14 protein-coding genes are annotated in these 12,794 nt (G+C 59.4%); 9 read left to right on the top strand and 5 right to left on the bottom strand.

Annotated elements, in window-relative coordinates; translation table 11 throughout:
- Positions 1–3 precede the first annotated feature (3 nt).
- On the bottom strand, positions 4–969 hold the full coding sequence (locus FFT87_RS11270) for an alpha/beta hydrolase (RefSeq protein ID WP_219948807.1): 966 nt from the start codon (positions 967–969) through the stop codon (positions 4–6).
- Positions 970–1,176: 207 nt separating this feature from the next.
- Between FFT87_RS11270 and FFT87_RS11265 the strand changes: the two genes are divergently transcribed.
- Positions 1,177–2,292, top strand: a complete 1,116-nt coding sequence (locus FFT87_RS11265; protein WP_219948806.1) for an LLM class flavin-dependent oxidoreductase — start codon at positions 1,177–1,179, stop codon at positions 2,290–2,292.
- A 57-nt stretch (positions 2,293–2,349) separates the two neighbouring features.
- Complete coding sequence (locus FFT87_RS11260) at positions 2,350–2,982, top strand: FMN reductase (protein WP_219948805.1); 633 nt, start codon at positions 2,350–2,352, stop codon at positions 2,980–2,982.
- A gap of 116 nt (positions 2,983–3,098) precedes the next feature.
- Here the strand turns inward: FFT87_RS11260 and FFT87_RS11255 are convergent, their stop codons facing one another.
- The gene (locus FFT87_RS11255; RefSeq protein ID WP_010205171.1) at positions 3,099–3,281 is read right to left on the bottom strand and encodes a DUF5302 domain-containing protein; all 183 of its coding nucleotides are present in this window, start codon (positions 3,279–3,281) and stop codon (positions 3,099–3,101) included.
- 309 nt (positions 3,282–3,590) lie between these two features.
- On the opposite strand from FFT87_RS11255, the gene FFT87_RS11250 reads away from it, so the two are divergent.
- Entirely contained in the window at positions 3,591–5,840 is a 2,250-nt protein-coding gene (locus FFT87_RS11250; RefSeq protein WP_219948804.1) for a polyribonucleotide nucleotidyltransferase, read from the top strand.
- A 191-nt stretch (positions 5,841–6,031) separates the two neighbouring features.
- Complete coding sequence (locus FFT87_RS11245) at positions 6,032–6,217, top strand: hypothetical protein (protein ID WP_219948803.1); 186 nt, start codon at positions 6,032–6,034, stop codon at positions 6,215–6,217.
- A gap of 76 nt (positions 6,218–6,293) precedes the next feature.
- Here the strand turns inward: FFT87_RS11245 and FFT87_RS11240 are convergent, their stop codons facing one another.
- Entirely contained in the window at positions 6,294–6,821 is a 528-nt protein-coding gene (locus tag FFT87_RS11240) for a YbhB/YbcL family Raf kinase inhibitor-like protein (RefSeq protein ID WP_219948802.1), read from the bottom strand.
- 192 nt (positions 6,822–7,013) lie between these two features.
- On the opposite strand from FFT87_RS11240, the gene FFT87_RS11235 reads away from it, so the two are divergent.
- Complete coding sequence (locus FFT87_RS11235; RefSeq protein WP_219948801.1) at positions 7,014–8,006, top strand: aldo/keto reductase; 993 nt, start codon at positions 7,014–7,016, stop codon at positions 8,004–8,006.
- A gap of 27 nt (positions 8,007–8,033) precedes the next feature.
- Here the strand turns inward: FFT87_RS11235 and FFT87_RS11230 are convergent, their stop codons facing one another.
- On the bottom strand, positions 8,034–8,624 hold the full coding sequence (locus tag FFT87_RS11230; protein ID WP_219950809.1) for a TetR/AcrR family transcriptional regulator: 591 nt from the start codon (positions 8,622–8,624) through the stop codon (positions 8,034–8,036).
- A 313-nt stretch (positions 8,625–8,937) separates the two neighbouring features.
- Here FFT87_RS11230 and FFT87_RS11225 point away from each other — a divergent pair, with 313 nt between their 5' ends.
- Positions 8,938–10,296, top strand: a complete 1,359-nt coding sequence (locus tag FFT87_RS11225; protein WP_219948800.1) for a pitrilysin family protein — start codon at positions 8,938–8,940, stop codon at positions 10,294–10,296.
- Between the two features lie 18 nt (positions 10,297–10,314).
- Positions 10,315–10,917 carry a histidine phosphatase family protein gene (locus tag FFT87_RS11220; RefSeq protein ID WP_219948799.1) on the top strand — a complete coding sequence of 201 codons (603 nt, stop codon included), beginning with the start codon at positions 10,315–10,317 and terminating at the stop codon, positions 10,915–10,917.
- Positions 10,918–10,998: 81 nt separating this feature from the next.
- Here FFT87_RS11220 and FFT87_RS11215 read toward each other — a convergent pair whose 3' ends face one another.
- The gene (locus FFT87_RS11215; protein ID WP_219948798.1) at positions 10,999–11,457 is read right to left on the bottom strand and encodes a GNAT family N-acetyltransferase; all 459 of its coding nucleotides are present in this window, start codon (positions 11,455–11,457) and stop codon (positions 10,999–11,001) included.
- Between the two features lie 64 nt (positions 11,458–11,521).
- Here FFT87_RS11215 and dapB point away from each other — a divergent pair, with 64 nt between their 5' ends.
- Positions 11,522–12,277, top strand: a complete 756-nt coding sequence (gene dapB, locus FFT87_RS11210) for a 4-hydroxy-tetrahydrodipicolinate reductase (protein WP_219948797.1) — start codon at positions 11,522–11,524, stop codon at positions 12,275–12,277.
- The gene (locus tag FFT87_RS11205; RefSeq protein ID WP_219948796.1) at positions 12,274–12,726 is read left to right on the top strand and encodes a hypothetical protein; all 453 of its coding nucleotides are present in this window, start codon (positions 12,274–12,276) and stop codon (positions 12,724–12,726) included. Before dapB ends, FFT87_RS11205 begins: the two co-directional genes overlap by 4 nt.
- Positions 12,727–12,794: the final 68 nt, after the last annotated feature.

Here is a 12,794-nt window from a genome sequence, read left to right as displayed (position 1 = left end):
TTGTTACACGCCAAGCGTGCGGCGAAGCCAGTTGAGTCGAGCGTCCTGAGTGGCGACGGACAGCGCGGCGAAGGGGGCCATCGAGTCGTAGCCGTGGAAGCCACCTGGCCAGACGTGAAGCTCACAGTTTCCGCCGGATGCCCAGATAGTCGACGCATAAGCGACATCCTCATCGCGGAATACCTCCGATGTCCCCACATCGATGAACGTGGGAGGCAGATTGCTGAGATCCGTAGCGCGCGCTGGGGCAGCGTAGATCGAGACCTGATCGGTCTTGCGGCGATCACCAAGCAATGCATCCCACCCGGTGTCGTTGCTGCCGCGATCCCACACCCCGGTTCCATCAATTTGATGGCTAGAGACGGTTTCGTTGCGGTCATCAATCATGGGATAAATCAGCACCTGAGCGGCAAGGTGCGGTCCACCGCGGTCTCGCGCCAGTAGAGCGGTGCCTGCCGCAAGGCCGCCACCGGCGCTTCCGCCGGAGATAATCAACTTGGCGGGATCGATGCCGAGTTCAGCGGCGTTGGCTGCCGTCCACACGAGGCCCGCATAGCAGTCCTCAACCGGTGCAGGGTCAGGATGCTCGGGGGCCAGCCGGTACTCGACAGAGACGACTACAGCATCCAGCTCGTTGATCCACGACAGCATTGTTTCCATGCCGGTGAAGCGGTCCCCAATGATCATGCCGCCGCCATGGGTGTGGAAAATCCCCGGACCGGGCGCACTGTGATCGTCGCGCGCGAAGATCGAGACGATGAGGTCACCATCGGGTCCAGGAATTGTTTGCTCGCGATGACTGATCGAGCGACCGTCAAGCAGCGCAGGCACATCGGTGACGAATCCCGCGCGCAGGAGGTCAATCATCTCCGGAGTGACTGTTGGCGGGAGTTGTTCGTTGACAACGCCGAGAACTGCGGCCAGCTCGGCGTCGAACGGGGGAGCGGGATGAACATTGTTCGTAGTCATGAGACCTCCATTGGTCTGCGTCACGCCAGTGTGACGGCCTATCTCCACGCTAGAGCCTGCGGGCGCCACGACAGTACCGCCAGTCATTCCACGTTCAGCGTTCCTTAACCGCCATTTGGCGGTACCCGGCCGGAATTATCGGGAAACAGCGTGGTTGAACCGGATAACTGATTCATCCAGCCAGATTTTGGGAGACCGGAGCACACCATGCAGTTCGGAATTTTCACCGTTAGCGACGTCACGACTGACCCGACAAACGGCCGCACGCCCACCGAAGGCGAGCGCATCAAGAACATCGTCACGATCGCAAAGAAAGCGGAAGAAGTCGGGCTCGACGTCTTCGCCCTGGGGGAGCACCACAACCCGCCGTTCGTCTCCTCAAGCCCGACAACGACACTCGCGTACATCGCGGCTCAGACCGAGAAGCTCATACTGTCGACGAGCACGACGCTCATCACGACGAACGATCCCGTGAAGATCGCGGAAGACTACGCCATGCTTCAGCACCTCTCCGATGGTCGCGCCGACCTCATGATGGGCCGCGGAAACACTGGCCCGGTCTACCCGTGGTTCGGCAAAGACATTCGTGAGGGCATCCCACTCGCTATCGAAAACTATTCGCTGCTGCACAAACTGTGGCGTGAAGAGTTCGTGAACTGGGAGGGCAAGTACCGCACACCGCTGCAGGGCTTCCAATCAACCCCACGTCCGCTGGATGGCGTACCTCCCTTCGTCTGGCACGGCTCGATTCGCAGTCCTGAGATTGCTGAGCAGGCCGCGTTCTATGGAGACGGTTTCTTCGCGAACAACATCTTCTGGCCCAAAGAGCACTACATGCGCCTGGTGAGCTACTACCGTCAGCGCTTCGAGCACTACGGCCATGGCAGTGCAGCGCAGGCCATTGTGGGACTCGGTGGTCAGGCGTTCATGCGCAGCAGCTCACAGTCGGCGAAGGCAGAGTTTCGTCCATACTTCGACAACGCTCCCGTGTACGGCCACGGACCGTCGATGGAAGACTTCACCGAACAGACGCCTCTCGCTGTCGGCAGCCCCCAGGAGGTCATCGACAAGTACGCCGGAATGCGCGAACACTTCGGTGACTACCAACGTCAGCTCTTCCTCATGGACCACGCCGGCCTACCGCTCAAGACCGTTCTCGAGCAGCTCGACATTCTCGGTGAAGAGGTCGTGCCCGTACTCCGCAAAGAGTTCGCGACCAACCGCCCCGCCGAAGTTCCGGATGCCCCGACCCACGCCTCGCTCGTTGCCAAGCGGGATGCGGCGCTCGCTGCCTCCGCAGCCGGCGCCCCCGCAACCGTCTAGTCATGACACCCGCCGCGCAACCACCCGCACTATTACGCACTGAGAAAGAAGCACACCATGTCTGACGTCAAGAAGATTGCCGTCATCGCCGCTGGCCTCAGTCAGCCTTCATCAACCCGACTGCTCGCCGACCGGCTCACCGAGGCAACCGTCAGTGATCTGCGGGAACGCGGCATCGAAGCAGACGTGACGGTGATCGAATTGCGCGACCTCGCGCACGATGTGACGAACAACCTGCTCACGGGCTTCCCGAGTGCCAAGCTCGACGCGGCCATCGCCGCTGTCACGGGCGCAGACGGACTCATCGCCGTCACGCCCATCTTCACCACGAGCTATAGCGGACTCTTCAAGTCATTCATCGACATACTCGATCCGCAATCGCTCACGGACCTGCCAGTGCTGCTCGGCGCGACCGGCGGAACCGATCGCCACTCGCTTGCGATTGACTATGCGATGCGACCGCTATTCAGCTACCTGCACGCCGTGGCGGTGCCTACCGGGGTGTATGCGGCATCCGCCGATTGGGGAAGCGGGGGAGACAGCGCAGCCAGCACTCTCCCGGGGCGAATTGCTCGTGCAGCAGGGGAGTTGGCGGCGCTCGCCGCGGTATCTGATCGATCTGACCAGGCGGTCGATCCTTTCGCGTTGCCTGAGGGCTTCAGCCCGGTGGGCAGTTTCGGCGCCCAGTAGTAGCGAGCAGTGCTGCACTAGTTGGTTGCGCTGCAATGACTAGCCGCGCTGCTCGGCGAACTCCGCGGGGTGTAATCCACGCGGTGTCGCCGGGCGGCAGCGGTCGTTTCGCTTGCTTATCCCGTTTTGCGGCGGAAGTCGCGCTTGTGATCTGCGCGGTCTTGCGTGCCGTGGATAGCCGATTCGGCATCCAAGTGGCCGGGGCGCGATGTTTCTTTGCCCTGCTTGCGATCAAGCGCCTCGCGGAACCTGCGCTTGTTCTCTTCGCTCGCAGAGGGTGTTTCTTCTGTGGGTTCCATACCCCCAAGAGTAAACGACGGGGCGGCTGCGCGTGTCGATACCGCTGATTTCAGGGGTCGGAAGGTGCCTAATGATACGATTGTGGGAGTTGTCCACGTAGTTGTAGGGCAACGTACGGAGCAGGCTGGCAAGAAGCTGGTCACCGGTGGTAATTTTCCGAGTCGTTCGGAGGCTTTCTACTGTTGACCAGACATGCGCCGCCACTCTAGGCATGCGCATGAACCATCGCGTCCTTCTGCCCGCTCCTGCTCCTTGACGAGTCGCACACCACACGGGTGCGCGACGTAAAACAAAGGAGAAACCCCCGCATGGAGGGTCCAGAAATCACATTCGCCGAAGCCGTTCTCGATAACGGTAAGTTCGGCAAGCGCACCGTGCGCTTCGAAACCGGTCGACTCGCTCAGCAGGCACAGGGTGCCGTCGCTGCGTACCTCGACGAAGAAACAATGATCTTGAGCGCGACAAGCGCTGGCAAGCACCCGCGTGAAGGCTTCGACTTCTTCCCACTCACTGTGGATGTTGAAGAGCGTTCATACGCAGCAGGCAAGATCCCCGGAAGCTTCTTCCGCCGCGAGGGTCGTCCCTCGACGGAAGCGATTCTCGTTTGCCGTCTCATCGACCGCCCGATGCGTCCGACCTTCGTTGAGGGACTCCGCAACGAAGTTCAGATCGTCATCACCGTTCTGAGCATTGCTCCCGACGAGTTCTACGACGCTCTTTCGATCAACGCTGCATCGCTCAGCACCCAGATCTCGGGGCTTCCGTTCTATGGCCCGATTGCCGGCATTCGCCTGGCATTGATCGGTGACCAGTGGGTTGCCTTCCCGAAGCACAGCCAGCTTGCTGACGCTGTCTTCGACCTCACTGTTGCTGGCCGCATGGTCACCAACGACCAGGGTGAAGAAGACATCGCCATCATGATGGTTGAAGCAGAAGCGACCGAGAACAGCTGGGAGCTCATCAAGGCCGGCGCAACCAAGCCAGATGAGGCCGTTGTTGCTCAGGGCCTCGAAGCAGCCAAGCCGTTCCTCAAGCAGCTTGTGAAGGCTCAGCTCGAGGTTTCGACCAAGGCCGCAAAGCCTGTTGCCGAGTTCAAGCTCTTCCCGCCGTACTCCGACCAGGCGTACAACGCGGTCAGCGAAATCGCTGAGGCAGAGCTTCGCGATGTCTACAAGATCGCTGACAAGATCGAGCGCCAGACCGCAGACGACGAGCTCAAGGCTCGCGTCAAGGCTGAGGTTCAGTCGAAGGTTGACGCTGAAGAACTCGGCGAAGACGTTCTCGCGATGGTTGGCGGCGCATACAAGGCTGTCAGCAAGAAGGTCATGCGCGCCCGCGTGCTCACCGAGGGAATCCGTATCGACGGCCGTGGCTTGAGCGACATTCGTGCGCTCGACGCCGAGGTCGAGGTCATTCCTCGCGTTCACGGTTCGGCAATCTTCCAGCGCGGCGAGACTCAGATCTTGGGTGTCACCACGTTGAACATGCTCAAGATGGAGCAGCAGATTGACTCACTGGCCCCAGTGACCAAGAAGCGCTACATGCACCACTACAACTTCCCGCCATACTCGACTGGTGAAACCGGTCGAGTTGGCAGCCCGAAGCGTCGCGAAATCGGTCACGGGTTCCTTGCAGAGCGTGCCCTCGTGCCCGTACTGCCGCCCCGCGAAGAATTCCCTTACGCGATCCGCCAGGTTTCCGAGGCTCTCGGTTCCAACGGTTCAACGTCAATGGGTTCCGTCTGTGCGTCAACTCTGTCGCTGCTCAACGCTGGTGTGCCGCTGCGCGCACCGGTTGCGGGTATCGCCATGGGTCTGATCTCGGATGAGGTTGACGGCGTTACTCGCTATGCAGCTCTCACCGACATCCTCGGTGCTGAAGACGCACTCGGCGACATGGACTTCAAGGTTGCCGGTACGAGCGAATTCGTTACCGCTATTCAGCTCGACACCAAGCTCGCTGGTTTGCCTTCGTCGGTTCTCGACGGTGCACTCAAGCAGGCTAAGGAAGCGCGTACGGCGATTCTTTCGGTGATCAACGCTGCAATCGATGCTCCCGATGAGATGGCCCCCACGGCGCCTCGCGTGATCTCGGTTCAGATTCCGATCGACAAGATCGGTGAGCTGATTGGCCCTAAGGGCAAGAACATCAACCAGATCCAGGATGACACCGGAGCCGACATCTCGATTGAGGATGACGGAACCGTCTACATCGGCGCTGTTGATGGTCCTTCTGCTGAGGCTGCACGCGCGGCGGTTAACGCCATCGCGAACCCGCTCAACCCTGAGGTTGGCGAGCGCTTCTTGGGTACGGTCGTCAAGATCGCTACCTTCGGTGCATTCGTATCGCTTACTCCTGGTAAAGACGGACTGCTGCACATCTCTGAGGTTCGCAAGCTTGCCGGTGGCAAGCGTGTCGAGAACGTCGAAGACGTGCTCGGAGTCGGCCAGAAGATTCAGGTTGAGATCACCAAGATTGATGACCGTGGCAAGCTTTCGCTCGCACCGGTTACCGATGAGTCTGACGCAGAAGCAGCGGCTCCTGCTGAGGAAAGCTAAGACCCGCAAGTAACGCGTACGTAAACGGCGCCCATCCTCATTGAGGGTGGGCGCCGTTTCGTTGGCGGCTGAAGTCGTGAAATTGATGCCGCTGTTGGGGATCAAATTCCCTAGGAATCCGCGGGTAGTCACCCCTGTCTGCCCTAGGTTTGGGTACCGCTCCTGCCCGGTAGAGGCGATACTCTGTGCTTGTGACCCGAATCACTACACCTCTCGATGCTTTCATGAGCGACATGCTCCTGTGGCTCGATACCGCGTGGTATCTCTGGGTGGCTCTCGGTGTGGTTGCCGTCGTCGTGATTGTTAGCGTGGTCGTTGCAAAGTTGCGCAGCCGAGGCTATGAGCGCGTACCGCACTATTTCCGCCAAGAGAACTGACGCGGGCACCTCAGGGCATATCCGACTTTCGCACCCTGCAGCGAATGCGGAAGGTGCCTAGTTGGCTACCTTCGCGTTACTCCGTGCTTGAGAGTCCTATCAACTGGGCTCGAGCGACGATGTGATCGCGGAGAACAAAACCGAGCATCGCTGGTGTGCTTCCTACCGGAATCTCTAGGAGCTCAGTGTTCAGAGCGCTCAGGGTGAAAATGTAGCGATGGTCTCCATGGCCGGCAGGAGGTGCCGCGCCCTGAAATGCCTCGAGCCGCAGTTCGTTCGGGAGGGTGATCGCGCCGTGAGGCATCGATTCGCCATCGGCACTTCCCGCATTCTGTGGCAACGACTCGATAGACGCGGGGATGTTGAACACGGCCCAATGCCACCAGCCACTACCCGTCGGCGCATCGGGGTCGAATACGGTGAGGACGAAGCTTTTGGTGCCGGAAGGGAATCCGTGCCAGTGGAGTGTGGGGGAGCGGTCCTCGCCTCCGGCGTGCGCGATGCCGGAACGTGCCCACTGCGGCAACCTCCCATCAGCCTCGAAGTCGGGGCTTTCGAGCGTGAACGTGGGTACGTCGGGAAGATTCCAGTTCGGGTCATTCACGGTGGCAGTCCTCTCAAAGGGAAATACTGTGCTGCTGCCATTATTGCGAGGATGCAACGGAAACGACACCGGCTACCGGCTAATCGAGCGGATATGACTGTTTTCGACACGGACTAGTAACGATCCCTCCGCGCGTCACGAATTAGGGACTGGCACGACTTATCCTTGCCAAAAGCCTTGTGGGAGGCACACATGACGCAGGTACACCCGACGCGATCACTGCCGGGTACGACAAGCGCGCGAGCAGATGCTCAGCCGCACTTTGTGACTCGAGCTATCGGTTCGTCATCGCTTCGCGTGTTCCCGCTCGCCCTTAGCGGCAATGTCTTTGGGTGGACGGCCGACGACGCTGCCGCCACTTCAATCCTTGATACCTTCGCCGAGGGCGAGGGTAACTTTATCGATACCGCTGACTCGTATGCAGCCGGTCGAAGTGAATTGATGATCGGCCGGTGGATGCGAGAGCGTCGCAATCGCGATGCGATGGTCGTTGCCACCAAGGTTGGCAAGAGCCGTGAAAATCCGGGCATGCATGCTGAAGCGATCAAGCGCTCAGTCACGGCATCCTTGAGCAGGCTCGGAACCTCGCATATTGACCTGTTGTATCTGCACATCGACGATGAAAGTGTGGATTTCGACGAGACACTCTTGGCGGTTGATGAGCTGATTGGTGAAGGTAAAGTGCGCTACTTTGGCGGCTCGGATCACACAGGGAACCGCCTCATCCAGGCGCGCATCGCGTGTGGCCAAATGGGCGTTGCCCCAATGGTGGCAATTCAGTCTCACTACAATCTGCTGCACCGTCAGGAGTATGAGACGGGGCTTGCCCATGTCGCAGCAATCCAGGGTTTAGGCATGATGCCTCGATTTGCACTCGCCAGTGGCTTCCTGAGCGGTAAATACCGGCAGCGCGCCGATCTTGCTTCCAACCCGCGGGGGCACGACGCAGCCAAGTATTTGCGGCGTAAGGGCTTCAAAGTGCTGAACGCCTTGGATGAAATCGCCGAAGAACATGACACCGCGGTCGCGACGATCGCGTTGGCGTGGCTTCTCAATAAGCCAGGAGTCGCTGCACCGGTCGTCAGTGCGAGTCGCGCGACTCAGGTTCCGGAGTTGCTCGCCGCCGCACGGGTACACCTGACGCGTCATCAGTCGGCCGAACTCGATCGAGCCTCCGCCTATTAGAACGAAGTCGTGGTTTCTACTGAAGCGCTAAACGGTGACTGCTTCTGCGAGGACTCGCTTGACCACGCGAGCCATTGCGGCTCCGGCAGCAATAGTGTCGCCGGCATTTCCGCCAACGAGAGCACCATCTTTGGCAAGCATGAGTTCGTCAGCAGCGTCACCAGCGAAGGGGTGGCCTGCGCCGCGCATCAGTTCGTAGAGTGCTTCGTTGTACCAGTCGCGGTGCTCGGCGATTAGCTGACGCACCGGATGCGTGGGGTCGGGAAATTCCGCAACGACGTTGGCAAACGGGCATCCACGAAAATTGGGCTTCGTGAGTTCTGCGGCGACGCCTTCAAGGAGTCCGAGCACTGCATCGTGAGGAGATGCTGCATTGTCGATGACCGACTGCACCTGAGTCTCTACAGCTGATCGTTGGCTCTTGACGTACTCGAGAATCAAGTTGTCTTTTGAGCGGTAGTGCTTGTAGAAGGTCGCCTTCGTCACGCTCGACTGAGCGATGATGCGGTCTACTCCAACGTTCAAAATACCGTCTTGGTAGAAAAGTATGTTGGCCGTGTCCAGAATGCGGCCCTTGGCCGGAGCGCGCTGTGCGGTCTCTGGTGTCTCAATTACCATCACAGCGCACTCCTTCCGGGGGAAATTCGGATCAGGAACTGTTCCCCATTAGTGCATCGCTAGATTCGGGTCAGACGATGCGGTTTATTTATGCACAACCCGGTTCGGGTCCGGGTTGTGCTGTTACACACATCACTTGGTTCGGGGCCAAGTGACGAGTTGTTGGCTTCGGGTGCCTATAAAGAACAATAACATATGAGGACATACAGACAAGCCTGTCTGTCCCCTGATTCTTACCCCAATTTGGGGGACTCTCCTTACGGTGCCCGATGTGCCGCCGTAAGTCGGACACAAATGACGTAGGCTCATACCGATGAACGACGCTGTGATTCTTCCTCTTGACCTTCCCGAACTGTCGTTCACCGCAACCGGTGACAGTCTGGTTCGCCGAACTGTTTTACCGAGTGGTGTTCGCATCCTCAGTGAGCAGGTGCCAGGTGCGCGCAGCGCAACCGTTGGCTACTGGGTCGCGGCTGGGTCGCGTGACGAACAGCCCGGCACTTTTGGAGCCACTCACTTTCTCGAACACTTGCTGTTCAAGGGCACACCGTCGCGCACTGCGCTCGATATAGCAGTGAGCTTCGACGCCGTCGGTGGCGAGCACAACGCTATGACGGCCAAGGAATACACCTGCTACTACGCCAAGGTCCAAGATATTGATTTGCCGATGGCAATCGAAGTCATTGGAGACATGCTCACGTCGAGCGTGATCGATCCGACCGAGTTCTCCAACGAACGAGGAGTGATTCTCGAAGAACTTGCTATGGCTGACGACGACCCCACCGATGTCGCCAGTGAGCGATTCTTCGAGTCGATCTTCGGCGACCATCCCCTTGGTCGCCCGATCGGCGGTAGCCCAGAAACGATCAACGCCATCTCCCGAGACTCGGTTGTCGAGCACTACCGTGGCAACTATCGTCCTCAAGACCTGGTAATCACGGTGGCGGGAGCCGTCGATCACGACGAGCTTGTTGCCGCAGTTTCCGCCTGCCTCGTCTCCGCAGGCTGGGATCTCACGCTGCCGGCGACACCGGTGTCGCGACGGAGCAGCTCAACAGCGGCGTCAGCCTCAGGGCAACGCCTTCAGGTGACTCATCGTCCGATCGAACAAGCAAACATCATTGCCGGTGTCGAAGGCCTCTCGGCCACTGACGACCGGCGCGCGACGCTTACGGTGCTCAACTCCATTCTGGGCAGTGGAATGTCGTCACGACTGTTCCAGGAAGTACGCGAAAAGCGTGGCCTTGCCTACTCGGTGTATTCCTTTGCACCCAGCTACTCCGATGCCGGAATCTTCGGAATCTATGCCGGATGCTCGCCCGCAAAGTCTGCGCAGGTCGCTGAACTCATGCTTGAGGAATTCACCAAGATGGGCCAGACACTCGTCACTGATGAAGAAATCAGCCGTGCCGTTGGCCAGCTTCGAGGTGCCTCGGCACTTGCGCTGGAAGACTCTGATTCACGTATGTCGCGACTCGGTCGTAGCGAATTGACGCTGGGGGAGTTCATCGATCTCGACACGTCAATTGCCCGTATCTCGGCCGTCACTGCCGACGGTATCCAAGAACTTGCTCGCGAACTGTCTTCACGCCCGCTGTCCATTGCGGCGGTTGGTGCGGTAACTGACGATATGTTTTCCGGGCTTGCTCTCGGCAGCGTTGCCCAGAGTTAGATCAATAAAGGAATGGTGATGGCTCACTACCTGTACCTCGTACGCCACGGCGAACAGCTTGATGCAGAACATGGCTTGCCCGACGGCCCCCTCTCCGGCAAAGGGACTCGTCAGGCGATGGCGATTTCTGAGCGCCTCAGCGGAGTTCCGTTCACTCGCGCGTTCCACTCTCCGCTCCAGCGGGCTGCTGAGACTGCCGCGATCATGACGGAGCGGATGCCAGCGTTAGAGTCACAACCCACGACGTTGCTCATGGACTGTATTCCCAGCGGTCCAACGTCTGACATGCCGGCAGCATTCGAACCTTTCTTTGGGGCGATCACCCCAGAGGAGATCGACGCGGGGCAAGCGCAAATGGAAGACGCCGTAGCGGAGTTTCTCACGCCAGCGCGCGAGGATCGCCACGATCTCCTCATCACTCACAACTTTGTTATCGCCTGGTTTGTGCGAGAAGTTTTGGGGGGAGACCAGTGGCGTTGGCTCGGACTCAATCAAGCCAATTGCGGGCTGACGATCATCCGAGTGCGCAGCAATAAGCCGCCGGTTCTGGTTGCACACAACGATCTTGGCCACTTGCCCGCTGAACTCCGAACTGGGCTGCCAGAAGAGCAGCCGTACTAAACCAGCCATACGGAGCTGCCGTGACTGAGGGCGCTGACGTGTCTCCGTTCGAGCGCGGCATAATTTTGCGGTGTGGGGAAACTAGTTGAGTGCTTTGCGATACCAGGTTGTCGCGTTGGGGTTGTCGTTATAGGGCTCTACAGAGACGAACCCGCTTGAGCGGTAGAGTCCGCCGGCTGCTGCCAGGCTCTCGTTCGTATCTAAGACGAGTTCTGATGCACCCCACTCACGAGCGCAGCGTTCGAGTTCGCCGAGCAGCTGTCGCCCGAGTCCGGTTCCGCGACCGGCTGCCCGTACCCACAGATGTTTGACCTCAAAGCGTCCGGCATCGAGTTGTCGGATGCCGCCGCAGCCAAGAGCGTTGCCTTCGCCTTCGACGACAAGGAACACGCCGGCTGGTGGTTCGAACTGTTCGTTGGTCGGAAACGTGGTGACATAACCTGCTGGTGTCGGAAAGCTCTCAGCGCGATAGCTGAAGTACTCGGTGAGGAGTTCGTGGGCGAGAGCATCCGTGACGGGGATGGGACGAAACTGTGGCACGGCAACCAGAGTACTCGCGTCAAGAGCAGTCAGCGGTCTCGCTCAGCGTTGATAGATTTAACCAATGACAACGAAAGTAGCGGTAGTCGGCGCATCCGGTCGCATGGGAATGTTCATCAGCGACGTGGTCGAGAGAGCAGAAGACTTTTCGCTCGTTGCCTCCCTCAATTCTCGGTCGGATCTCAGCGAAATGCTTGAGGCTGACGTTGTGGTGGATGTCACAGAGCCCAGCGTCTCGCCCTCTGTTGTCGAGTTCGCGACCTCCCACGGCAAGAACGTTCTTGTCGGAACCTCGGGCTGGAGCGAAGACCGCATTCAGCGTGTGAAGTCTTCGTTGACAGAGCTCCCCGACGTTGGCGTGATCTTTATTCCCAATTTTTCCCTCGGTTCGGCACTGGCTACGTCCTTCGCGGCCGCTGCTGCGCGCTACTTCGATTCAATCGAGATCATCGAGAGTCATCACGCTGGCAAAGTCGATTCTCCGTCCGGCACGGCGGTTCGCACAGCAGAACTGATGGCAGACGCGCGTCACGAACGGGGCCCTGCTGCGGCACCGCACCATGACCAGCGTGCTCGCGGTGAGCAAGTCGCAGGGATTCCGGTTCACAGCCTTCGGCTGACGGGCGTCGTCGCCCATCAGCAAGTCATCTTCGGTGGTCCAGGCGAAGTGCTCACGATCGACCACCGCACAATGTCTCAGGAATCGTATGAGGCGGGAATCCTCCTGGGACTGCGCGCTATCATCACGTCGCGCGGGGTCACGGTCGGTCTCGACGAACTCATCGATCTTGCCCCACGCGTCGGTGCGGTGTCTGAATGAAAACACGTATCGCAGCCCTAGTAATGGTTGGCCTGCTCGCCCTCTATTTAGTCTTTGCAATCAACTACTCATTCGTGCTGATTGGCACAGGGATCGTTATTGCGCAGGTGATGGGATGGGCACTGCTGGTATTGCCCCTTATCGGGTTGTGGGCCCTTGCTGCCGAACTCTTTTTCATCTTCCGGGCTGAGCGACTTTTCACCATGCTCCGTGACGAGGGCACCCTGCCGGATGAGATCGACGAACGTCGGCCAAGTGGTCGCCCCGATCCTGACGCTGCCGACCGAGCATTCGGGCGTTACCGCGACGAAGCCGAAGCGAGCCCTGAGTCATGGCGTGCGTGGTTACGTCTCGGTCTTGCCTACGACGCCAGCGGCGATCGGAGACGAGCACGTTGGGCTACCAGGCGCGCCATCTCGCTATCGCGCGCTTCCACAACGGCTGATTAAGCGCTCCGTCGCGGTCGTCGTCTCTCGGCGTCGTTCTCGCGCTTTCCGAGGCCGGAGCTCGCGAGCCG

This window comes from Salinibacterium sp. M195 (assembly GCF_019443965.1).
Taxonomy (GTDB): Bacteria; Actinomycetota; Actinomycetes; order Actinomycetales; family Microbacteriaceae; genus Rhodoglobus.
Note: the sequence above shows the minus strand (reverse complement) of the source record. Positions and strands in the feature narration are given on the sequence as shown.

What these genes read in the sequence shown, in the direction of transcription:
- FFT87_RS11270 (WP_219948807.1), bottom strand. Translation starts at nt 969, where the DNA reads ATGACTACGAACAATGTTCATCCCGCTCCCCCGTTCGACGCCGAGCTG.
- FFT87_RS11265 (WP_219948806.1), top strand. Translation starts at nt 1,177, where the DNA reads ATGCAGTTCGGAATTTTCACCGTTAGCGACGTCACGACTGACCCGACA.
- FFT87_RS11260 (WP_219948805.1), top strand. Translation starts at nt 2,350, where the DNA reads ATGTCTGACGTCAAGAAGATTGCCGTCATCGCCGCTGGCCTCAGTCAG.
- FFT87_RS11255 (WP_010205171.1), bottom strand. Translation starts at nt 3,281, where the DNA reads ATGGAACCCACAGAAGAAACACCCTCTGCGAGCGAAGAGAACAAGCGC.
- FFT87_RS11250 (WP_219948804.1), top strand. Translation starts at nt 3,591, where the DNA reads ATGGAGGGTCCAGAAATCACATTCGCCGAAGCCGTTCTCGATAACGGT.
- FFT87_RS11235 (WP_219948801.1), top strand. Translation starts at nt 7,014, where the DNA reads ATGACGCAGGTACACCCGACGCGATCACTGCCGGGTACGACAAGCGCG.
- FFT87_RS11230 (WP_219950809.1), bottom strand. Translation starts at nt 8,624, where the DNA reads ATGGTAATTGAGACACCAGAGACCGCACAGCGCGCTCCGGCCAAGGGC.
- FFT87_RS11225 (WP_219948800.1), top strand. Translation starts at nt 8,938, where the DNA reads ATGAACGACGCTGTGATTCTTCCTCTTGACCTTCCCGAACTGTCGTTC.
- FFT87_RS11220 (WP_219948799.1), top strand. Translation starts at nt 10,315, where the DNA reads ATGGCTCACTACCTGTACCTCGTACGCCACGGCGAACAGCTTGATGCA.
- dapB (WP_219948797.1), top strand. Translation starts at nt 11,522, where the DNA reads ATGACAACGAAAGTAGCGGTAGTCGGCGCATCCGGTCGCATGGGAATG.
- FFT87_RS11205 (WP_219948796.1), top strand. Translation starts at nt 12,274, where the DNA reads ATGAAAACACGTATCGCAGCCCTAGTAATGGTTGGCCTGCTCGCCCTC.